The sequence below is a fragment of the Rhodococcus sp. IEGM 1408 genome, assembly GCF_033142235.1.
GTDB lineage: Bacteria > Actinomycetota > Actinomycetes > Mycobacteriales > Mycobacteriaceae > Dietzia.
Genome location: NZ_JAWLRW010000002.1, coordinates 154,746 through 176,623 on the forward strand (window position 1 = coordinate 154,746; position 21,878 = coordinate 176,623).

Genomic DNA, 21,878 nt, shown 5'->3' on the forward strand with positions numbered 1-21,878 from the left:
TCGCCGTCGATCACGCCCGGTCCAGCGGGCCCCGAACATGCGGGTCGCCCGACCCGAGCCTGTCGACGATGTCCGTCACCACCTTGCCCGAACTCCGGCGTTCGGTGCTGACGGTGGACCACGCGACCTCCCGGTACAGCGGAGACCTCTCGGTCAGGAGCGCCTGGTACCGCGCGGTGACGTCGCCCCCGGCCAGCAGCGGTCGACTCGATCCGCGCGACCTGCGCACGCCCTCGGCCACCCCTATCGTCAGGTGGATCACGCGATGTCCCTGCAGGCGCTGCCGGGTCACCGCGGAGAGGACGGCTCCCCCGCCGAGCGAGAGGACCCCGCCGAACGAGTCGAGGGCCTCTCCCACCGTCCGCTCCTCGATCTCCCGGAACCCGGGCTCACCGTCGGCTGCGAAGATCTCCGGGATCGACCTTCCCTCGGACTCCTCGATCATCTGGTCGACGTCGCGGAACTCCACGTCCAGGCGTCGCGCGAGCTTGCGGCCGATGGTCGTCTTGCCGGCACCCGGCAGACCCACCAGGACGGCGACCGGTCGTGCCGGGCCGCTCATGCCGGGTCCGTGTCCCAGTCCAGTCGATCGGCGACCGCGTCGAGGTAGCCCCGGGCGTTGCGTCGGGTCTCCGACACCGAGTCGCCACCGAACTTGGCGAGGACCGCACGCGCCACCACCAGGGCGACCATGGACTCCGCGACCACCCCGGCGGCGGGGACCGCGCACACATCCGACCGCTGGTGGATGGCGGTGGCCTTGGACCCGTCGGACATGTCGACGGTGCTCAGCGCGCGGGGAACGGTGGAGATGGGCTTCATCGCGGCGCGGACCCGGAGGACCTGGCCGTTGGTCATCCCGCCCTCGAGGCCGCCGGCACGGTTGCTCTGACGCTCGACGCCGTCCGCTCCGCGCACCATCTCGTCATGGGCCACGCTGCCCCGCCGACGGGCGGTCTCGAAACCGTCCCCCACCTCGACACCCTTGATGGCCTGGATACCCATGAGGGCACCGGCGAGCTGGGCGTCCAGACGCTCCTCGCCCGAGACGTAGGATCCGAGCCCGATGGGCAGCCCGTGCACCACCACCTCGACGACACCGCCCAGGGTGTCACCCGCCTTCTTGGCGGCCTCGATCTCGGCGATCATCGCCTCGCCACTGGCGGGGTCGAACGCGCGAACGGGGCTGTCATCGATGGCCGGAAGGTCAGCGAATGTGGGCTCCGGACCGACGTAGGGCTCGGAGGCGCCGATGGAGATGACGTGGGAGAGCACCTCCACACCCAGAACGTCCCGCAGGACGGCCCGGGCGACGGTTCCCGCGGCGACCCGGGCCGCGGTCTCCCGGGCGCTGGCGCGTTCGAGGACCATGCGCGCGTCGTCGAAGTCGTACTTGAGCATCCCGGCGAAGTCGGCGTGACCCGGCCGCGGCCGGGTCAGCAGGGCCGCGCGGGTCTTGTCGGCGATCGCGTCGGGGTCGACGGGATCGGCCGACATGATCTGCTCCCACTTGGGCCATTCGGTGTTGCCCACCTCGATCGCGATGGGCGAGCCCATGGTGCGGCCGTGTCGCACCCCGCTCAGCACCCTGACCGCGTCGGCCTCGAACTTCATCCGGGCGCCGCGGCCGTAGCCGAGGCGGCGGCGGGCGAGCTGCGAGGCGATCTGGTCGCTCGTCACCTCGACCCCAGCGATGACGCCCTCGACGATCGACATCAGGGCCTGGCCATGCGATTCTCCGGCAGTGGTCCACTTCAGCACGCCGTTGATCATCCCACGTCGGGATCGCCACCGGTACGCCGGGAGGTCCGCACTCCCCGGGCGGGGCGGGAGGCGCCCGCCGCCTGGTGCGGGGTGCGGCCCGTGAGACGGCGGAAGGCGTGGATGAAGCTGGACGATTCCGCGTAGCCGAGCCGCTGCGCGACGTCTTCCACGGACAGCATCCCCGTACCGAGCATCCGGGTCGCGAGTCCGAGTCTGACCTCGTCGAGCAGGCACTGATAGGACGTGTCCTCCCCGGACAGGTGGCGGCGCAGCGTCCGGGGACTCATCCCGATCGCGGAGGCGACGACGTCCATCGAGGCGCCGTGGGCGAGGTTCCGCGTGATCTCCACCCGGACCCGGCTGCTCATCGGCCCCCGGCCCCGTCGCGTCGTGACGAGCTCGCGGCACATCGACTCGGCGACGGCCACCGCGGCGGGGCTCCCCTGTGGCAGCGGCCGCTCCAGGTGCGCGGCGGAGAAGGTGACGGTGTTGCCCTCTCCCCCGACGGCGGCCACCGGGGTGGTGCCCAGCTGCTCGGCGTAGCGGGCCAGCACCTCGGGCGGGCGCCCACCGCGCAGCGCGACCCGGGTGAACGGCAGCCCGCCCGGGACGAGTTCGGCGAGGATGGTGTGTACGGCCAGCAGATCCCGGTCCACCAGGAGCGCCCGGAGGTCGGTGGGCAGGCTCTCATCGGCGAGGCGGATCACCACCCGGTCACCGGTGAGCTCGACCTCCGGCGTGGTGAACGCGTAGCTGAGGTCGATGAAACGCAGGGTCAGCGCGATCGCCTCCCGGAGGGTGGGGCTGGACAGGAGCGCGTAGCCCAGGATCCCGAAGGTGGTGACCCGGTACGCGGCGCCGATCTCCGCGGCGAGCGGCGTCAGGTCCGGAACCGCGGCCCGGAGGTTCCGGATCGCGGCGAGCTCCTGGTCCGGGGTGACGAGCAGATCCGGCGTCGAGAGCTCGGCGCGGGTGAGACCCGTCCCGCCGAGTACCTGTCGGGTTTCCACCCCCAGACGCACGCCCACCTCCACGAGAACTGCGATCCCGGTGGCGGAGCGGGGGAAGTCCCAGTCCGCTACCGCCGGAGCGTCCCATGAAGGCATGGCCGGAATTATGGATTACTCGTCCGCAAATGTCTGCCACCGTCCCGGCCCGGCGCTCTACGGTCAACGCATGTCGACACCCACACACCCCGCCGGACCGATCCGCCGACGCCCCCGCGTCATCGTCATAGGGGCCGGCTTCGGCGGCCTCGGGGCCGCGTACGAACTCAGCCGGGACGGGCTGGCCGAGGTCACGGTCCTGGAGAAGGCCGACGACATCGGCGGCGTCTGGCGGGAGAACACCTATCCCGGTGCGGCCTGCGACGTTCCTTCGAACCTGTACTCCTACTCGTTCGCCCGCAAGACCGACTGGACCCGCCGCTACGCCGAGCAACCCGACATCCTCGGCTACATCCACGAGACCGCCGATCGGTTCGGCCTGCGTGAGCTGGTTCGGACAGGGGTCGAGGTCACCTCGGCGGAGTTCGATGAGGACACCGCCACCTGGCGTGTCCACTCCGCGGCCGGAGAGACGTATCTGGCCGACGTCCTCGTCCCGGCGATGGGCCAGCTGTCCCGGCCCTCGATCCCCGCGATCCCCGGCCTGGAGTCGTTTGCCGGGCCGACGTTCCACTCCGCCGAGTGGCAGCACGACGTGGATCTGACCGGTCGCCGCGTGGCGGTCCTGGGTACCGGGGCCTCGGCGATCCAGTTCGTACCCCGCATCCGGGAGGCCGCCGGTCATGTGACGGTGTTCCAGCGGTCTGCCCCGTGGGTGGTGCCGAAGCCGGACCGCGTCTACACCGATGCGCATCGCGCGGCGTTCCGCCGCATACCCGGGCTCGTCCCCGCGATGCGCGGCACGATCTGGCAGACCACCGAACTCGTGGGTCTGGCGCTGACCTCGGTACGACCCCTGGCCAAGATCCTGGCCGGCCTCGCCAGCGCCAACCTCCGGCTCACCGTCCGGGATCCCGCGCTCCGGGCCGCACTCACCCCGCACGAGCCCATCGGGTGCAAGCGCATGCTGTTCAGCAACGAGTGGTACCCGGCGATCGCCTCGCCCGACGTCGACCTGGTCACCGACGCCATCACCGAGGTGGTCCCCGAGGGGGTCAGGACCGCCGACGGCCGGTTCCACGCCGCCGACGTCCTGGTGTACGGCACGGGGTTCCGCGCGACGGAGTTCCTGGCGCCCCTCACCGTCCGCGGTCGCGACGGACGGGACCTCCACGAGCAGTGGCGGGAGGGGGCCCGCGCATACCTGGGGATGGCCGTCCCCGGTTTCCCCAACATGTTCCTGGTATTCGGCCCCAACACCAACCTCGGCAGCAGCTCGATCATCCTCATGATGGAGGAGCAGTCCCGCTACATCCGGCAGCTGGTCGAGACCCTCGCGCGTGCCGAGGGTCCGGTCGCCCTCGAGGTACGAGGCGAGGTGGACGAGGAATACGACCGCGAGATGGTCTCTCGCCTCAGCGACTCGGTGTGGACCGGATGCGACTCCTGGTACAAAGCCGACTCCGGCCGGATCACCACCAACTGGCCCGGGCTCGTCCACGAGTACCAGCGCCGGACCAAGACCGCGGATCTCTCGCACTACGCCAGGGTCACGCCCCGGCACGCGGGGGCCGCCGTCAGCTCGTGAGCGTGGTCAGGCATGTGAGCGTGGTCAGGCGGGTGAGCGCGCTCAGGAGGGTCGACGCCCGAGTGCGTCCGCCAGCGCTTCCGCCATGGCCTCGCGCGGCGCGGGGCGACCGGTGAACAGCTCGACCTGACCGAAGGCCTGGTTCAGCAGCATGACGTCCCCGCCCACGACGGGGATGCCCACGGCCGACGCCGCCGCGCCCAGGGCGGTGGGCCAGGGGTCGTAGAGGACGTCGAAGAGCCGGCGCGCACCCTCGACGAGTCCGGTGAGTTCCCGGACACCCGGCTCAGGGATGGTGTTGATCAGGATGTCCGCCCGCTCGATCTCCCCCGGCAACGCCGCGTCGGTGAGGAGCATCGTGCGGATCTCCAGGCCCAGGGCGCGGCCGCAGTCAGTGGCGGGACCGGCGTTGTCGCGCCGGGACGCCAGGACCACCCGTGTGGCCCCGGCCTCGGCGAGGCCGGCCAGCACCGGCCGGGCCGTCCCACCGACTCCTAGTACGACGGCCGTCGGCTCGTCCGGCAGGTCCCCGAAGGCGGCGAGCGCGCCGGTCACCCCGTCGACGTCCGTGCAGTCGGCAAACCACCCGTCGCCGCGTCTGACGAGGGTGTTGGCGCTGCCCACGATCCGCGCACGGTCGCTCACCTCGGTGGCGTGTGCGAGAGCGGCGAACTTCCCCGGCATGGTCACCGAGTAACCCACGCGCTCGGGGGATGAGGCGCCGACCAACGCGGGGAGCTGTTCGGCATCGCAGTCGATGCGTTCGTAGGTCCAGTCGTCGAGTCCCAGCGCGCGGTAGGCGGTGCCGTGGAGGACCGGGGAGAGCGAGTGATCCACCGGGTGACCGAGCACCGCCGCCGACCGGGCGGCGGCGGCCGGACGACTGCGGGGGTCAGCGCCGTCGGAACCAGCGCACTCGGCGCCAGTGTCCTCGGCGCCAGTGTCCTCGGCGCCAGTGTCCTCCGAACTAGCGCCCACTGGACAGGACCCCGTTGGCGATCGCCTCGCTCTGGTAGCGCTCGTGCTCCGGGTATTCGTCAGCGAACCTGGTGGTGCCCTGCATGTCGATCGTCACGAAGTACTTCCACCGGCCCTCGGCCGGGTTCTCCATGGCGCGCAGCGCGTCCAGACCGGGAGAGCCGATCGGCCCGTAGGGCAGTCCGTCCATGGCGTAGGTGTTCCACGGGGTGACCGCGCCGCGGTCGGCGTCGGTGGTGGCGATCTCCTGGTCGGCGAGCGCGTAGTTGACGGTCGAGTCGAACTGGAGTCGCATCGGCTCGGCGAGTCGGTTGAGGATCACGCGGGCGATCTTGTCAAAGTCCTCCAGCGCGCCCTCCTTCTCCACCAGCGACGCGGCGGTGACCACCTGGTAGGGCGTCAGACCGATCCGCTGAGCGGACGGCACCAGCCCGGTGGCGTCGTAGGAGGCGGTCGAGGAGTCGATGAGCTGGCGGAGGATCTCGACGGGCTCGGACTGCGGGTTGACGTTGTGGACCCCGGGCGCCACCAGGCCCTCGAGTCGACGGACCGGATCCGGGGCGGACCGGACCTCGTTGATCGCCCACTCGGGCACGCCGAGCGTGACCGGATCCGCCTGGACCGCGGCGTCGACGATCTCCTGCGGGAGCCTGCACATCGGCGGGTTCTCCGGGGTCTCGAGGTCACGAAGACACGTCGCCTCGGCGATGAGCGTGAAGATGCCCTTCTCGGTGCCACCGCCCACCACGACGGTGTCCAGGAGCCGGCCACCGGGTTTGACCTCGATGAAGCCCACCCGGCTCTCGGGATCGGCGAGGGTCTCCACCGCCGAGGCCGCGCTCATCTCCTCGCGGACCTGGTAGTAGCCCGGCTGGATCCCCTCGACCGTGGTGCCGGCGGCCGCACCGGTGAAGGCCCGGGTGCTGGCGACCGTGCCGAGGTCGTACAGGCGGTCCCCGACCACGGCCAGCGTGTCACCGGCTTCCACCTGGAGCAGCGCCGAACCGGTGCCGTCGCCGTCGAAATCCGGCGCCGCGGCGACCTCGGCGTTCGAGTTGCGGTAGACCATCACGGCAAAGGCCAGGAGGACTCCGATCACGGCCGCCAGCAGAATGAACCGGGTGGTGCCGCTCGTGCGTGAGCGTCCTCGTGCCGCAGACATCGTGCTCCTTAGCCAGGGGTTCAGGGGAACTGCCCCAAGGACAGCAACGTGCTTCCGGGCAGTTTATCCAGCAAGGCCGCCCGCGCGCCCTTCATCGTCGGGCGTGCCGTGAGTCCATCCAGGCCTGCAGGAGCACCACAGCGGCCGCCTGGTCGATCACGCTGCGCTGTTGGCGGGTGTTCCTGCCCGCTCCGTGGAGCGCCGCCCCGGCGGTCACGGTGGTGAGCCGCTCGTCCACGAACTCCACCGTCACCTCCGGTGAGGCGGCCCCGAGCGCCGCCACGAACGACCGGGCCATCGCGGTCGAGGCGGTCTCCCTCCCCTTCAGCGAGGTGGGCAGCCCCACGATCACGGCGAGGGCGTCGTACTCCTCGACGAGCTCGTTCAGTCGAGCGATCTCCGACTTCCAGCCCGGGTCCCCGCTGGTGACCTTGATGGTCTCGACAGGCGTAGCGAGGATCCCGTCGGGGTCGCACATCGCCACCCCGATCCGAGCCGTTCCCACGTCCAGACCGAGCCGGCGGCCGCGGGTCCAGCCGGTCGCGGTGTCGGCCGAGCGGCCGGACGCGTTGTCAGCCGAGACACCGGACGCCTCGGAGGAGCTGGTCACCCGGCGTCCTGGACGGCGGCCCGCAGCGCGGCCACGGCGGCGTCGATCCCGGACGGGTCGGTGCCCGCGCCCTGCGCCATGTCCGGCTTGCCGCCGCCCCGCGCCCCCAGTGTCGGGGCGATGGCCTTGACCAGGTCGCCGGCCTTGAGGCCACGCTCCTGAGCGGCGGAGCTCACGGCGATGACGAACGGCACCTTGTCCGCGCCCGGCGCGGTGAGGAAGACGACGCCGGCGTCGCCGCCGAGGCGGCCCTTGAGGTCGGAGGCGAGCGTACGCAGATCGCCCGCCGCGCCACCCGGGGTGTTATGGGCGAGGAAGCGGATCCCGCCGAGGTCCTCGGCCGAGGTCAACAGGTCCCCGGCCTGGGAGGCGAGCTGGGCGGCGCGCATCGACTCGAGCGCCTTCTCCGCCTCGCGCAGCTTGGCGGCCAGCGCCGCCACGCGGTCGGGGAGTTCGTCGGCGGGCGCCTTGAGCGACGTGGCCAGACCCGACACGAGCGCGCGCTCGCGGGCCTGGTGCCGGTAGGCGTCCATGCCGACGTACGCCTCCACCCGGCGGATACCCGAGCCGACGGAGGCCTCCCCGAGGAGGCTGACCGGGCCGATCTGCGCGGAGCTCGACACGTGGGTGCCGCCGCACAGCTCCATGGAGAACGGACCGCCGATCTCCACCACCCGGACCGTGGAGCCGTAGTTCTCGCCGAACAGGGCCATCGCCCCCATCCGCCGCGCCTCGTCGAGGGTGGTCTCGACGGTGTTCACCTGGTAATCGGCATCGACGGCCGCGTTGGTGATCTCCTCGACCTGGGCCAGGACGTCGGCCGGGATGGATCCCGACCAGTTGAAGTCGAACCGCATGTAGCCCGGCTTGTTGAGCGAGCCGGCCTGCACTGCCTCCGGCCCGAGGATCTGCCGCAGTGCGGCGTGCACGAGGTGCGTGGCCGAGTGGCCCTGCGTGGCACCCTTACGCCACTCGGGATCGACCGCCGCGGTGACCAGCTGGCCGGCCTCGACCTCGCCGCCCGTCAGCACACCCTTGTGTACCCAGAGCTTCTTGCCGATCTTCTGCACGTCGTTGACCTGCATCTGGAACCCGGCGGTCGAGATCATCCCGCGGTCGCCCACCTGGCCGCCGGACTCGGCGTAGAACGGCGTCCGGTCCAGGACGAACTCCACCACGTCGCCCTCCTTGGCCAACCGCACGGACTCGCCCGCCGAGACGATCCCCACGAGGGTCGACTCGTCGGACAGTTCGGTGAAGCCCGTGAAGACGGTCTCCCCCGCGTCGAGGAAGTCGCGGTACACCGACAGATCCGCGTGGGCGTGCTTCTTCGCCCGGGAGTCCGCCTTGGCGCGCTCGCGCTGCTCGGTCATGAGGGAGCGGAACCCCTCCTCGTCGACCTGCAGCCCGGCCTCGGCCGCCATCTCCAGGGTCAGATCGATGGGGAAGCCGTGGGTGTCGTGCAGCGCGAACGCCTGGTCACCGGACAGGATGCCCCCGCCGGTCCCCCTGGTGGCCTCCGCGGCCCGCTCGAACAGCTGCGTTCCCGACTCGAGGGTCTTGAGGAAGGCGACCTCCTCCGCCACCGCGATGCGCTCGATGCGCTCGTACCCGTCGAGGGTCTCCGGGAAGGACGGGCCGATGGCCTCCTTGACGGTGGCGATGAGCTGCGCCATCGACTCCCCGGTCGCGCCGAGGAGGCGGACCGACCGGACGATGCGCCGCAGCAACCGCCGCAGGATGTACCCGCGGCCCTCGTTGCCCGGGGTCACGCCGTCGGAGATGAGCATGTACGCCGTCCGGGCGTGGTCGGCGATCACGCGGAACCGCACGTCGGAGGCGTTGTCGGTGCCGTACCTGGTGCCCGAGAGCCGCTCGGCGGTCTCGATCACCGGGCGGAGCAGGTCGGTCTCGTAGACGTTCTCCACGCCCTGGAGCAGGAACGCGACGCGCTCGACGCCCATGCCGGTGTCGATGTTCTGCTTGGGCAGCGGGCCCAGGATCTCGAAGGAGTCCTTGCCCGAGCCTTCGCCGCGCTCGTTCTGCATGAAGACGAGGTTCCAGATCTCGATGTAGCGGTCCTCGTCCGCCACCGGGCCGCCCTCGACCCCGTACGCCGGCCCGCGGTCGTAGAAGATCTCCGAGCAGGGACCGCAGGGTCCGGGGACGCCCATGGACCAGTAGTTGTCCGCCATGCCCCGGCGCTGGATGCGCTCGGCGGGGATGCCCACCACATCGCGCCAGATGCCCAGGGCCTCGTCGTCGTCGAGATACACGGTGACCCACAGCAGTTCCGGATCGATCCCGAACCCGCCGTCCTCTACGGATGAGGTGAGCAGCGACCACGCGTGGCGGATCGCCCCCTCCTTGAAGTAGTCGCCGAAGGAGAAGTTGCCGGCCATCTGGAAGAAGGTGTTGTGGCGCGTGGTGATGCCCACCTCCTCGATGTCGAGGGTGCGCACGCACTTCTGGATGGACGTCGCCGTGGCGAACTCGGGGGTCTCCTGACCCAGGAAGTACGGCTTGAACGGCACCATCCCGGCGTTGACGAACAGCAGGTTGGGGTCGTCCAGGACCAGTGACGCGCTGGGGACCTCGGCGTGCCCTGCCTTGACGAAGTGGTCGAGGAAGCGGCGCCGGATCTCATGGGTCTGCACTGGGGGCCTCACTGGTGGTCGTGACGAGGTGGTCGGACGACTGCCCAGCCTACCGGCGTGCGCCCGGGGTCGAGGAATGGCTGCCACCTCGGATTCCCGCTGGGATGTGGCTCGTGGACCCCGGGCGGGGGGTGAAGGTCTCGTGGCGACGACGACGACGTTGTTCGATCCCAGGTGGTCGGCCTCCCGCGAGGACCTCACCTGTGCCGTGACCGAGTGGGAGTCGGGCGTGATCTGGGCACCTGAACGAGGACCCGGCTAGGGGCGGTCGCGCGTGATGCTGCGGAGCTTGCCCACTCGCGCGGACAGCTCCCGTTCGTTCCCGTGGCCGGTGGGCGAATAGTAGTCGCGGCCCACCAGCTCGTCCGGCGGGTACTGCTGCCGCACGACACCAGCGGAGGCGTCATGGGGGAACCGGTACCCCACCCCGTTCCCGAGCCCCTTGGCCCCGGCGTAGTGGCCATCCCGCAGGTGCCTGGGTACCTCCCCGACCCTGCCGGCGCGGACGTCGGACATCGCGGCGTCGATCGCCGAGATCACGGCGCCGGACTTGGGCGCGGTCGCCAGGTGGATGGTGGCCTGCGCCAGGGCGAGGCGACACTCCGGCATACCCACCTTCTGCACGATCTCCGCGGCGGCGGACGCGGAGAGCAGGGCGGTGGGGTCGGCCATCCCGATGTCCTCGCTCGCGTGGATCATCAGCCGCCGCGCGATGAAGCGCGGATCCTCCCCCGCGACCAGCATCCGCGCGAGGTAGTGCAGGGCAGCGTCGACATCCGAGCCACGGATCGACTTGATGAACGCGCTGGTGACGTCGTAGTGCTGGTCGCCGTCGCGGTCGTAGCGCACCGGGGCGGCGTCCAGGCTCAGCTCGACGATCTCGGGCGTCACCACCCCGCCCTCGGCCGCGTCGGCGGCGGCCTCCAGAACGGTCAGGCTCCGGCGCGCGTCCCCTCCGGAGAGTCGGACGATGTCGTCCACGGCCTCGTCGGTGACCTCGACAGTGCCCGCCAGTCCCCGCTCGTCGGCCACCGCGCGCCGGACCACCGCTGCCACACCCTGCTCGTCCAGACCCTGCAGCTCGGCGATGAGCGACCGGCTGAGCAGCGGGGCGATCACCGAGAAGTGCGGATTCTCGGTGGTCGCGGCCACCAGCAACACGATGCCGTTCTCCACCGCGGCGAGCAGCGCGTCCTGCTGGCTCTTGGAGAACCGGTGCACCTCGTCGATGAACAGCACCGTCCGCTGGCCGTGGATCTGCCTGGTGCGCGCGTCGTCGATCACCGCCCGCACGTCCTTGACCCCGGCGCTCAACGCCGACAGGGCCACGAAGTGCCGGCCGGACGTGCTGGCCACGAGGTTGGCGAGCGTCGTCTTACCGGTCCCCGGGGGCCCGTAGAGGATCACCGACGACCCTCCCCGACCCTCCACCAGCCGCCGCAGCGGCGAGTTGGGGCGCAGGAGGTGCTCCTGCCCGACCACCTCGTCCAGATCGCGGGGGCGCATCCGGACCGCGAGCGGGGCCGACGGATCGACCGGGAGCGGCGCGGAGGCGGTCGGAGCGCCCGGTCCCGCGTCCCCAGCCGCGAACAGCCCTAGGTCATCTCTCACTCCCCCAGGCTACCGGCGGTCCCCGACACGACGACCGGGTGAACACATTCGGTGAACACCGTGGTTGAACACAATGGTTGAACACCGTGGGTGAACACCGAGGGTGAACACAGTGGGTGAACACCGGGCGACGGGCCGCCTGTCCGTCGGCGGGCCTCGTCGTCGTCGACTTGCCTGGAACCCGCGCGTGCCCCGCACCGGCGGGGTAGACCTGTGACCAGACCCGCCCGAACCTCGAGGAGCCCCACCCGATGAGCCGCCACGACCCCTGCCACGGCCCCACCATGACCCGGCGGGAGGCGCTGGCCGGAGCCGGGGTGGTCGCCGCGGCCGGGGCGGTGGGCGTCACCCTGCTCGCCGAACCGGCACAGGTGTGGGCCAACCCGACCCGGCCCGTCGCCGACGACATGGACGTCTACGTCCTGGTCACCGACGGGATGCGGCCCGACGAGCTCAACCCCGTCCAGTCCCCCACCCTGCATCGCTGGGCGTCGGAGGGGACCCGGTTCACCGACGCCTCCTCGGTGATGATCGCCGAGACGCTCCCCAATCACGCCGCGATGGTCACCGGGGTCCTCCCCCGACGCAACGGGGTGCCCGCGAACTCCGTCTGGGACCGGGCCGCCGGAGCCGAGCGGACCCTCGACCGGCCCGACGACCTCCGCGCGCCGACGGTGCTCGACCGCATCCGCACGGAGGCCGGACTGACCACCGCCAGCGTCCTGAGCAAGGACTATCTCCACGGCCTGTTCGGTGGCCGGGCGAGCGTGCAGTGGGCACCGTTCCCGTTGCTGCCGATCACCGACCACTCGCTCGACTGGTTCACGATCGAGGCGCTCAAGCAGACCGTCACCGATCACGCGCCGCGGATGACGTTCGTCAACCTCGGCGACATGGACCGCTTCGGCCACATGGACCTGTCGGGGACGTCGCTGCGCCTGGCCCGTAACCAGGCGGTGGCGAACTCCGATCACAAACTGTGGGACTTCGAGCAGTTTCTGCGGTCGACCGGTCGCTGGGAGCGGTCGGTGTTCATCGTCCTGGCCGACCACGGCATGGACTGGTCGGAGCCACTCAGCCTGATCAGCGCGGCCGGGGCGATCGAGGCCGACGGCGCGCTACGCGGCCGGTTCGGGATCGCCCAGAACGGCGGGGCCGACACGTTCGTCTACCTCGGGCCAGCTTCCGAGCGGGAGGTCTCGCTGGCGCGACTGCGTGAGGTCGTCGGCGCCCTGCCGGGGGTCAACCGTCTCTACGATCCCGCCGAACTCTCCCTGGGCGAGCGCGGCGGCGACCTGGTGGCCACCTGTCATCCCGGCTGGCGCTTCTCCGACCCCACCCCGTTCTCCAACCCGATCCCGGGCAATCACGGTCACGAGGTCACCCTGGGGATCCCGTTCTTCATCGGCGGCGGCCACCGGATCGTGCGTCGCGGGTCTGTGGTGGACCGCCCTGTCCGCACCCTCGACGTGGCGCCCACCGTGGCCCGGTTGTTCGGCCTCGACCACTCCGCGATGGACGGCAGCCCCGCGCTGGAGGCGTTCCACCTCTGACCGGAGCCGCATGGACCGAGGCGATACGGCAAGGCCCGCGGCACCCCCTCGTGGGAGAGGTGCCGCGGGCCGGGGCCGGTTCAGCGCGTGAACGGACGCGCGACGAGCATCGCCAGGGGTCAGGCGACTACGTGGCCGCGCCGGCGGCGGGCTCCGTCTGCGCGGCCTGTCCGCGCTGCACCGGCTTGGTGTCGATCCCCGACTCCTTGCGCTGCTGCGCGGTGATCGGCGCGGGCGCATCGGTGAGCGGATCGACCCCGCCACCGGACTTGGGGAACGCGATGACGTCGCGGATCGAGTCCGTGTGGGCCAGCAGGGCGCAGATGCGGTCCCAGCCGAAGGCGATGCCACCGTGCGGCGGGGCGCCGTAGGAGAAGGCGTCGAGCAGGAAGCCGAACTTCTCCTGCGCGTCCTCCTGCGAGATGCCCATGACGCCGAAGACGCGCTCCTGCACGTCCTTGCGGTGGATGCGGATCGACCCGCCACCGATCTCGTTGCCGTTGCACACGATGTCGTAGGCGTAGGCCAGCGCCGAGCCCGGATCGGTGTCGAAGGTGTCCAGGTGCTCGGGCTTGGGCGAGGTGAAGGCGTGGTGCACGGCGGTCCACGCGCCCGAGCCCACGGCCACGTCGCCGGCGGCGGTGGCGTCGTCGGCGGGCTCGAACATCGGCGCGTCGACGACCCAGGTGAAGGCCCACTTGTCCGGGTCGATCAGGCCGAGCTTGTCCGCGATCTCGCCGCGGGCGGCGCCCAGGAGCGCGCGGGTGGCCTTGACGCCCCCGGCGCTGAAGAAGACGCAGTCGCCCGGCTCGGCCCCGACGTGGGCGGCGATCCCGGCGCGCTCGGCGTCCGACAGGTTCTTGGCCACGGGGCCGCCGAGCTCACCGTCCTCCTTGATCAGGATGTACGCGAGCCCCTTGGCCCCGCGCTGCTTGGCCCACTCCTGCCAGGCGTCGAGCTGACGACGGGGCTGGGAGGCTCCACCCTTCATCACCACGGCGCCGACGTACGGGGCCTTGAACACGCGGAACGGGGTGTCGGCGAAGAACTCCGTGCACTCGACCAGCTCGATCTCGAAGCGCAGATCCGGCTTGTCCGAACCGAAGCGACGCATCGCCTCGGCGTAGGTCATCCGCGGGATCGGCGTGGTGATCTGATGCCCGGCGGTGGCCCACACATCGGTGAGGATCTCCTCCGCCAGGGCGATCACGTCGTCCTGGTCCACGAAGCTCATCTCCACGTCGAGCTGGGTGAACTCCGGCTGACGGTCGGCGCGGAAGTCCTCGTCGCGGTAGCAGCGGGCGAGCTGGTAGTACTTCTCCATCCCGGCCACCATGAGCAGCTGCTTGAACAGCTGCGGCGACTGCGGGAGCGCGTAGAACGTGCCCGGCTGCAGACGGGCGGGGACGAGGAAGTCGCGGGCACCCTCAGGGGTGGACCGGGTCAGGGTGGGGGTCTCGATCTCCACGAAGTCGTGGCGGGCCATGACGTTGCGGGCGGCGGCGTTGACCTTGGACCGCAGCCGGAGGGCCGACCCCGGACCCTCGCGGCGCAGGTCGAGGTAGCGGTGGCGCAGGCGCGCCTCCTCGCCCACCTCGTCGTCGAGCTGGAACGGCAGGGGTGCGGACTCCCCGAGCACCTCGAACGAGACCACGTCGATCTCGACCTCACCGGAGGCGAGGTTGGGGTTCTGTGACCCCTCGGGGCGCTGGTCCACGACACCGGTGATGGCCACGCAGAACTCGTTGCGGAGCCGGTGGGCCCGGTCGGCGACCTCCTCGGAGCGGAACACCACCTGGCACACGCCGCTCGAGTCGCGGAGGTCCACGAAGATGACCCCGCCGTGATCCCGGCGGCGCGCGACCCAGCCGGCCAGGGTGACGGTGTCCCCTGCGTCGGCGGCTCGGAGTTGGCCGGCGGAATGGGTACGCAGCACTGCGGTGGTCCTCTCATCGGAAAACATGTGGTGTTCTGCGAGCGACTGTCGGACCCACCGCGTTCTGAAGCAGTCGGTCCGGGCTCTGACGGAGCACAGTCTACGTCGACCTGGGCCAGTTCCCGGCGTCGGCTGCGGCGCCCACCCGGCGACCAATACAGTGTCCTTCGACCGCGGAGGTGCGCGAGCCGGGCTGGACCGGCGACACCGTGGACGAAGGGCGGCGGACATGACCTTCCGGCAGAACGGGAGCCTGGACACCAGTGGAGTCTCCGGAGGAGGCCGCGGAGGCGGTGGGGGCCGCCGGGGAATGGCGGTCGGCGGAGGCGTGGGCGGTGTCGTCGTCGTCCTCATCGCGCTGTTCCTGGGCGTCGACCTGGACCAGCTCGGACTGGACTCGGGTGGTTCGGGGCAGGGTGGCTCAGGGCAGGGTCAGCTGTCCGGCTCCGCGCAGGAGTACCAGGCGCAGATCGATCAGTGCGACCTCCAGCGGGCCAACTCGGACACGGTCTGCCGGATCGTCGCCACCACCGAGAGCCTCGAGGACGTGTGGAGCACCCAGATGCCCGAGCAGGCCGGGATGCGCTGGGTCCAGCCGCACACCAACATCTTCCGCGGAGCCATCGACACCGGGTGTGGCGCCGCGTCCTCCGACGTCGGCCCCTTCTACTGCCCGGCCGGCCAGGAGGTCTACATCGACCCAGCCTTCTTCGACCAGGTCCTGGTGGGCCAACTCGGGGGATCGGGGAGCAGCGCGGCCCAGATGTACGTGGTCGCGCACGAGTTCGGCCACCACGCGCAGACCATGCTCGGCGACATCAGCCGCTCACAGCAGGACCCGCAGGGTCCCTCGTCGGGCGCGGTGCGGGTCGAGCTGCAGGCCGATTGCTACGCCGGGCTGTGGGCGCACTACGCCACCTCGACCCCGGCCCCGGGCGGCCAGCTGCCGCTGCTGGAGAGCCTGACCAGCGCGGACGTGGACGCGATCATCCAGACCGCCGAGGCGATCGGCGACGATCACATCCAGAGGTCGGGCGGGGCCCGCGTCGACCCGGACTCGTGGACCCACGGCTCGTCGGAGATGCGGCGGCAGTGGTTCCTGATCGGCTACGACCAGGGCTCGATGCAGGCCTGCGACACCTTCGCTGCGCAGCTGTAGCGCGGGGGCTGCCGCCTGCGGGGCTGTCACCCGCGCGTCCATCCCGCGCGGCTGTCACATGCGACAGCCGCGTCAGGGCGCGACGAGCCCGGCGACGTGAGCGACCACCGAGTCCAGCGGGATCGGGTGTTGCTCTCCGGTGGCCATGGTCTTGACGACGGCGGTCCCGGCGGCCAACTCGTCCTCCCCGACGACGACGGTGACGGTCGCCCCCGACTTATCGGCGGCCTTGAAGGCGCCCTTCATGCTGCGGTCGCCGTAGGCCATGTCGGCCCGGATCCCCGCGCGCCGGAAGGCTGCCAGCACCGGGACCAGGGCGGCCTTGGCGTCGGCGCCGAGCGCGACGCCGTACACGTCCACGCGACCGCCCGCGGCGGGGTCGATGCCCTCCGCCTGCAGCGCGAGCATCGTGCGGTCGACCCCGATGCCGAACCCGATGCCGGACAACGCCTGCCCGCCGAGCTGCTCCATGAGCCCGTCGTAGCGTCCGCCGCCGCCGATGCCGGACTGGGCGCCCAGGCCGTCGTGGACGAACTCGAACGTGGTCTTGGTGTAGTAGTCCAGTCCCCGCACCATTCGCGGGTTGACCTCGTAGGCCACCCCCAGCGCGTCGAGGTGCGACCTGACCGCGGCGAAGTGCGCGGCGCTCTCCTCGGAGAGGTGGTCGACCATCAGCGGCGCGTCGATGAGTTGCGCCCGCACTTCGGGGCGCTTGTCGTCCAGGACGCGCAGCGGGTTGATCCGAGCGCGCTCCCGCGTGGCCTCGTCGAGGTCGAGCCCGGCGAGGAAGTCCTGCAGCCTCTCCCGGTAGGCGGGGCGGCAGGAGTCGTCGCCGAGCGAGGTGAGGTCCAGGCGGAAACCGGTCAGTCCGAGCGAGCGGAAGGCCTCGTCCGCCACCGCGATCACCTCGGCGTCCAGCGCCGGGTCGTCGATCCCGATCGCCTCGATGCCGACCTGTTGCAGCTGTCGGTACCGGCCGGCCTGGGGGCGTTCGTACCGGAAGAACGGGCCGGCGTAGCACAGCTTGACCGGGAGCTGGCCGCGGTCCAGACCGTTCTCGATGACCGAACGCATGACCCCGGCAGTGCCCTCGGGACGCAGGGTGACGCTCCGGCCTCCCCGGTCTTCGAACGAGTACATCTCCTTGGAGACGACGTCGGTCGACTCCCCCACCCCGCGGGCGAACAGCGTGGTGTCCTCGAAGATCGGGAGCTCGATGTGCCCGTACCCCGCGCGCCGGGCGGCGGTGGTGATCGCGTCCCGGACGGCGACGAACCCGGCCGAGCCCGGGGGGACATAGTCGGGCACGCCCTTGGGGGCCTTGAGCGCGGTCTTCTTCTCGGTGCCGGTCACGTCTGGGGAGTCCTTGTTGTGTCGGGGGTGGTTCTCACGGGGCAGTCGCCCTCGTCGAGGCAGTGGGTCCGGGGAGTCGTTCTACAGGTCCCGCAGGAACGGGTTGGACCGGCGTTCGCGCCCGATCGTGGTCGAGGGGCCGTGCCCGGGGAGCACCACCGCGTCGTCGTCCAGGACGAGGAACTTCTTGGCGATCGACTGGAGTAGTACTTCGGTGTCGCCGGCGGGCAGGTCGGTGCGGCCGACGCCGTCCTGGAACAGCACGTCGCCCCCGAGTACCACCATGCGTGGCCCCTCCTCGGTCGCGACCGTGGTCCGGAACGACACGGAGCCCGGGCTGTGGCCGGGGACGTGGTCCACGTCGAAGGTCATCGACCCGAAGGTCAGGCTGTCACCGTCGAACACCTCGATGACCTCCGCGGGTTCACTGAACGTCTGGCCCTTGAGCATGGCCGACAGGTCCAGCGAGAGCCCCTGGCCGGGATCGGAGAGCATCACGCGGTCGTCCGGGTGGATGTAGGCCGGGACGCCGTAGTGGTCCGCGACCTGTCGGGCGTTCCAGATGTGGTCGAGGTGTCCGTGGGTGAGCAGGACCGCGCGTGGCCTCAGGCCCCCCTCGGAGATCTGGCGCCGCACCTGCTCCTCCGCGTCCTGGCCGGGGTCCACGATCACGCAGTCCCCGGCGTCGTCGGACACGATGTAGCAATTGGTCTGGAACATCCCCGCGGGGAACCCGATGATCTGCACGTCCTGTGCTCCCTTCCTCGATCGTCCGCGACGTCGGTCGCGAACCGCCGGGCCACTGGGCAGGACACCGGAGTGGTGTTCAGCCGTCACAGCCCGACCTGGTAGACAAGACCCCTGGGCTGGAGCGCCGTGGTCTGCTCTGTGAGTCCCCACCGCGGCTGCAGCCGACTGTTCCAGCCTAGTCCAGGTACCCAGGAGGGTCAGTGTCCACCAATCAGGAACGCCGAGCAGAAGCGCGTCAGCGCCTCCGCGATCAGATGGAGGCGCAGGCCCGCCGCGAGAAACAGCTGCGGATCGCGGCGGCGTCCGTCGTCGTGGTGGTGCTCGTGGGCATCGTGGGCGTCGTCGTCTGGATGAAGGCTGACGAGAAACGCGCCGAGGAGTACGCGGGCAACTGGCTGACGTGTGAGTACTCGACTGACGGCGAGACCCCGGAGAAGCTCGACCCGGCCGAGTTCGAGGACCAGGGCGCCGAGATGCTCGCGGAGGTGCGCAAGTTCAACAAGCAGATCGAGACCGTCGAGAAGACCAAGCGGGACGCCGAGCCCCCCGCGGGAGACCAGGCCCGGAAGGGCACGGCGGACCTCACCATCACCACGGACCGGGGCGCGATCCCGATCACCCTGGACCGCTCCGGGGCCCCCTGCAACGTCGCGAGCTTCGTCCACCTGGCCGAGCAGCAGTACTTCGACGATTCGGAGTGCCACCGTCTGACCGTGTCCGCGGAGGGCCCGGGCCTGTCGGTCCTGCAGTGCGGGGACCCCACCGGGACCGGACTGTCCGGGCCGGGGTACGCGGTGGTCGACGAGCCGCCCACCGACCTGGCGGTGTCCGAGGACGGCTCCGGGTCGGCGATCTACCCCCGTGGCACGGTCGCCATGGCCAAGTCGCAGTCACCGAACAGCGCCGGCAGCCAGTTCTTCCTGGTGTACGAGGACTCCACACTGCCGCCGGAGTACACGGTCATGGGCACGATCGGCGAGCCCGGGCTCAAGGTTCTCGACGATATCGCCAAGACCGGCGTGAAGAGTGACGATCCGAGCAATTCGGACAACCAGGTCCCCAAGCGGCCGATCACCATCGAGAAAGTCGTTCTGGAAGGTCAGGACGGACTGCCCGAGGAGTGATCTCCGCCAGGCCGGTCGACGGGCTTCCCGAGGAGTGAACTCCCGGCGGAGCCGGTCGGCCGGCCTGGTTCGATGTCGCTAGCTCGGTGTCGCCAGTTCGGTGTCGCTAGTTCGATGTCACCCGGTTGACGTCAAAGACCCCCTCGACGCGTCGGACCGTCTGCAGGACGTGTCCGAGGTGTTTGGGGTCCGCCATCTCGAAGGTGAACCGCGAGATCGCGACCCTGTCGTCCCCGGCCGTCTTGACCGAAGCGGACAGGATGTTGACCTTCTCGTCCGCGAGGACCTTGGTGACGTCGGACAGCAGCCGATGTCGGTCGAGTGCCTCGACCTGGATCGCCACGAGGAACATCGCACCCGGTTGGGGCGCCCACTCGACCTTGACCAGCCGCTCCGGCTCCCGGTGCAGATCCGAGGCATTGGTGCAGTCGGTGCGGTGAACACTGACCGTGCCGCCGCGGGTGATGAACCCCAACACCTCGTCGCCCGGAACCGGGGTACAGCACCGGGCCAGCTTGGCGTGGACGTCCTGCACCCCGCCCACCAATACCCCGGCGCCCGACGGCGCGGGGCGGTGCGAGGTGATGTTCTTGTCCCTGGACCGGTCCGCCAGTTCCTCGGTGACCTCGTCCACGCCGCCGTGGGCGGAGACCAGACGGGCCACGATCTGCTTGGCCGAGACGTGGTTCTCACCGATCGCGGTGTAGAGCATGGTGACGTCGCCGTAGCCCAGCTCGCGCGCGACGCCGGCGATCGACTCGTTGGAGAACACCCGGTGGACCGGGACACCTCCGCGCCGGACCTCCCGCGTGATGAGGTCCTTGCCGCGCTCCAACGCCTCCCCGCGACGCTCCTTGGCAAACCACTGCCGGATCGAGCTCCTGGCCCTGCCGGACACGACGAACTTCTGCCAGTCCAGGCTGGGCCCGGCGTTGGGGTCCTTGGAGGTGAAGACCTCCACCACCTCGCCGTTCTCCAGTGGCCTCTCCAGAGCGACCAACTTGCCGTTCACGCGGGCGCCGATGCACCGGTGACCGACTTCCGTGTGGACGGCGTAGGCGAAGTCCACGGGCGTCGCGCCGACGGGGAGGTTGATCACGTCACCCTTTGGGGTGAAGACGAAGATCTCCTTGCTCGTCATCTCGAAGCGCAGCGAATCGAGGAACTCGCCCGGGTCCGCGGCCTCGCGCTGCCAACTGAGCAGCTGGCGCATCCACGCCATCTCGTCGACCTCGGCCGGGTCACCGTGGTGCTTGCCGCTCGTCTCCTTGTACCGCCAGTGCGCGGCGATGCCGTACTCGGCGTTCCGGTGCATCTCGTGCGTCCGGATCTGGATCTCGAGCGGCGTGCCGTCGGGGCCGATCACCGTGGTGTGCAGAGAGCGGTACACACCGAACCGGGGCTGGGCGATGTAGTCCTTGAACCGTCCGGGCATCGGCTTCCACGTGGAGTGGACCACGCCGATGGCCGCGTAACAGTCCCGCACGTCCTCGCACAGGATGCGGATGCCCACCAGGTCGTGGATCTCGTCGAACTCGCGACCGCGGACGATCATCTTCTGATAGATCGACCAGTAGTGCTTGGGCCGACCCTCGACCCGGGCGAGGATGTGCGCCTTCTCCAGGTCGGTCTTGACCCGGTTGATCACGGTGCCGAGGTAGACGTCCCGACTGGGCGCACGGTCGGCGACCAGTCGCACGATCTCCTGATATTTCTTCGGCTCCAGGATCGCGAACGCCAGGTCCTCGAGTTCCCACTTCACCGTGGCCATGCCGAGGCGGTGGGCCAGCGGGGCGATCACCTCGAGGGTCTCGCGGGCTTTCTTGACCTGCTTCTCCGGCGGGAGGAACCGCATGGTCCGCATGTTGTGCAGGCGGTCGGCCACCTTGATCACCAGCACGCGCGGATCGTGCGCCATCGCGATGATCATCTTGCGGATGGTCTCGGCCTCGGCGGCCTCCCCGAACTCGACCTTGTCGAGCTTGGTGACCCCGCCCACGAGGTGGGCGACCTCTCCCCCGAAGTCCGTGGCGAGGGTCTCCAGCGAGTAGTCGGTGTCCTCCACCGTGTCGTGCAGGAGCGCCGCGACGAGGGTGGTGGTATCCATCCCCATCTCAGCGCAGATGGTGGCCACCGCGAGGGGGTGGGTGATGTACGGGTCGCCGGACTTCCGGAACACCCCGTCGTGCTGGCGCTCGGCGAGCGCGTACGCCCGTGCCAGCAGACCCACGTCGGCCTTGGGGTGATGGATCTTGTGCACCCGCACCAGCGGCTCGAGGACGGCCGGGGTGGAGGTCACCGTCAGTCCGGAGGTCAGCCGCCGCGCCCAGCGGGCGCGCACCCTCTTCCCGGCGGACGGTCGGGTGCCCGGGATCACGGGTATCGGCTGGGTGTTGGGCTGGGTGGTGAGCTTGGTCCGGGAGTCCGATGCGGGCTGCGCGCCTGACCCGGCGTCCCCGGCGGGGTCCTGCCGTTGCGTCATTACGGCTCCTCCCTCCAGATACGGTCCGTCAACGACGGCCGGGGG

At 70.5% G+C, this 21,878-nt stretch carries 16 protein-coding genes; 4 read left to right on the top strand and 12 right to left on the bottom strand.

The window, feature by feature from the left end; all coding sequences use genetic code 11:
- Positions 1–10: 10 nt before the first annotated feature.
- The 3 genes from R4P08_RS03540 to R4P08_RS03550 are packed head-to-tail and all read right to left on the bottom strand — an operon-like array spanning position 11 to position 2,870.
- Positions 11–562, bottom strand: a complete 552-nt coding sequence (locus R4P08_RS03540; protein WP_317812387.1) for a shikimate kinase — start codon at positions 560–562, stop codon at positions 11–13.
- Positions 559–1,761, bottom strand: coding sequence for a chorismate synthase (aroC, locus tag R4P08_RS03545; protein WP_317812388.1), 1,203 nt, complete (start codon positions 1,759–1,761; stop codon positions 559–561). The genes R4P08_RS03540 and aroC overlap by 4 nt, the downstream gene beginning before the upstream one ends.
- 8 nt (positions 1,762–1,769) lie before the next feature.
- Positions 1,770–2,870: an AraC family transcriptional regulator gene (locus R4P08_RS03550; RefSeq protein ID WP_317812389.1), complete on the bottom strand. Its 1,101-nt coding sequence runs from the start codon at positions 2,868–2,870 to the stop codon at positions 1,770–1,772.
- Between the two features lie 70 nt (positions 2,871–2,940).
- Here R4P08_RS03550 and R4P08_RS03555 point away from each other — a divergent pair, with 70 nt between their 5' ends.
- A complete protein-coding gene (locus R4P08_RS03555) occupies positions 2,941–4,458 on the top strand; it encodes an NAD(P)/FAD-dependent oxidoreductase (protein ID WP_317812390.1) in 1,518 nt (505 codons plus the stop codon).
- Between the two features lie 42 nt (positions 4,459–4,500).
- Here the strand turns inward: R4P08_RS03555 and R4P08_RS03560 are convergent, their stop codons facing one another.
- From R4P08_RS03560 to R4P08_RS03580, 5 genes are all read right to left on the bottom strand, one after another.
- On the bottom strand, positions 4,501–5,310 hold the full coding sequence (locus R4P08_RS03560; protein WP_411741164.1) for a shikimate dehydrogenase: 810 nt from the start codon (positions 5,308–5,310) through the stop codon (positions 4,501–4,503).
- Between the two features lie 115 nt (positions 5,311–5,425).
- Positions 5,426–6,598: an endolytic transglycosylase MltG gene (locus tag R4P08_RS03565; RefSeq protein WP_317812392.1), complete on the bottom strand. Its 1,173-nt coding sequence runs from the start codon at positions 6,596–6,598 to the stop codon at positions 5,426–5,428.
- 91 nt (positions 6,599–6,689) lie between these two features.
- Positions 6,690–7,109, bottom strand: coding sequence for a Holliday junction resolvase RuvX (gene ruvX / locus R4P08_RS03570; RefSeq protein ID WP_317812706.1), 420 nt, complete (start codon positions 7,107–7,109; stop codon positions 6,690–6,692).
- Between the two features lie 95 nt (positions 7,110–7,204).
- Positions 7,205–9,865 (bottom strand): alanine--tRNA ligase, encoded by a 2,661-nt coding sequence (gene alaS, locus R4P08_RS03575; RefSeq protein WP_317812393.1) that lies wholly within the window; start codon positions 9,863–9,865, stop codon positions 7,205–7,207.
- Between the two features lie 258 nt (positions 9,866–10,123).
- On the bottom strand, positions 10,124–11,476 hold the full coding sequence (locus R4P08_RS03580) for a replication-associated recombination protein A (RefSeq protein ID WP_317812394.1): 1,353 nt from the start codon (positions 11,474–11,476) through the stop codon (positions 10,124–10,126).
- A gap of 251 nt (positions 11,477–11,727) precedes the next feature.
- Here R4P08_RS03580 and R4P08_RS03585 point away from each other — a divergent pair, with 251 nt between their 5' ends.
- Entirely contained in the window at positions 11,728–13,029 is a 1,302-nt protein-coding gene (locus R4P08_RS03585) for an alkaline phosphatase family protein (RefSeq protein WP_317812395.1), read from the top strand.
- A gap of 127 nt (positions 13,030–13,156) precedes the next feature.
- On the opposite strand, the gene aspS is transcribed toward R4P08_RS03585, so the two are convergent.
- Positions 13,157–14,965, bottom strand: a complete 1,809-nt coding sequence (gene aspS / locus R4P08_RS03590) for an aspartate--tRNA ligase (RefSeq protein ID WP_317812707.1) — start codon at positions 14,963–14,965, stop codon at positions 13,157–13,159.
- A gap of 229 nt (positions 14,966–15,194) precedes the next feature.
- Between aspS and R4P08_RS03595 the strand changes: the two genes are divergently transcribed.
- The gene (locus R4P08_RS03595; protein WP_317812396.1) at positions 15,195–16,124 is read left to right on the top strand and encodes a neutral zinc metallopeptidase; all 930 of its coding nucleotides are present in this window, start codon (positions 15,195–15,197) and stop codon (positions 16,122–16,124) included.
- Positions 16,125–16,196: 72 nt separating this feature from the next.
- Here the strand turns inward: R4P08_RS03595 and hisS are convergent, their stop codons facing one another.
- A complete protein-coding gene (gene hisS, locus R4P08_RS03600) occupies positions 16,197–17,477 on the bottom strand; it encodes a histidine--tRNA ligase (protein ID WP_317812397.1) in 1,281 nt (426 codons plus the stop codon).
- Positions 17,478–17,558: 81 nt separating this feature from the next.
- On the bottom strand, positions 17,559–18,224 hold the full coding sequence (locus tag R4P08_RS03605) for an MBL fold metallo-hydrolase (RefSeq protein ID WP_317812398.1): 666 nt from the start codon (positions 18,222–18,224) through the stop codon (positions 17,559–17,561).
- Between the two features lie 203 nt (positions 18,225–18,427).
- Here R4P08_RS03605 and R4P08_RS03610 point away from each other — a divergent pair, with 203 nt between their 5' ends.
- Complete coding sequence (locus tag R4P08_RS03610; protein WP_317812399.1) at positions 18,428–19,351, top strand: peptidylprolyl isomerase; 924 nt, start codon at positions 18,428–18,430, stop codon at positions 19,349–19,351.
- A 106-nt stretch (positions 19,352–19,457) separates the two neighbouring features.
- Here the strand turns inward: R4P08_RS03610 and R4P08_RS03615 are convergent, their stop codons facing one another.
- Positions 19,458–21,833: a bifunctional (p)ppGpp synthetase/guanosine-3',5'-bis(diphosphate) 3'-pyrophosphohydrolase gene (locus R4P08_RS03615; RefSeq protein WP_317812400.1), complete on the bottom strand. Its 2,376-nt coding sequence runs from the start codon at positions 21,831–21,833 to the stop codon at positions 19,458–19,460.
- Between the last annotated feature and the right edge of the window lie 45 nt (positions 21,834–21,878).

Excerpts from the sequence above, each read along its gene's own strand:
- R4P08_RS03565 (WP_317812392.1), bottom strand. The coding sequence starts at position 6,598 with ATGTCTGCGGCACGAGGACGCTCACGCACGAGCGGCACCACCCGGTTC.
- R4P08_RS03555 (WP_317812390.1), top strand. The coding sequence starts at position 2,941 with ATGTCGACACCCACACACCCCGCCGGACCGATCCGCCGACGCCCCCGC.
- R4P08_RS03585 (WP_317812395.1), top strand. The coding sequence starts at position 11,728 with ATGAGCCGCCACGACCCCTGCCACGGCCCCACCATGACCCGGCGGGAG.
- R4P08_RS03615 (WP_317812400.1), bottom strand. The coding sequence starts at position 21,833 with ATGACGCAACGGCAGGACCCCGCCGGGGACGCCGGGTCAGGCGCGCAG.
- R4P08_RS03550 (WP_317812389.1), bottom strand. The coding sequence starts at position 2,870 with ATGCCTTCATGGGACGCTCCGGCGGTAGCGGACTGGGACTTCCCCCGC.
- R4P08_RS03540 (WP_317812387.1), bottom strand. The coding sequence starts at position 562 with ATGAGCGGCCCGGCACGACCGGTCGCCGTCCTGGTGGGTCTGCCGGGT.
- R4P08_RS03595 (WP_317812396.1), top strand. The coding sequence starts at position 15,195 with ATGACCTTCCGGCAGAACGGGAGCCTGGACACCAGTGGAGTCTCCGGA.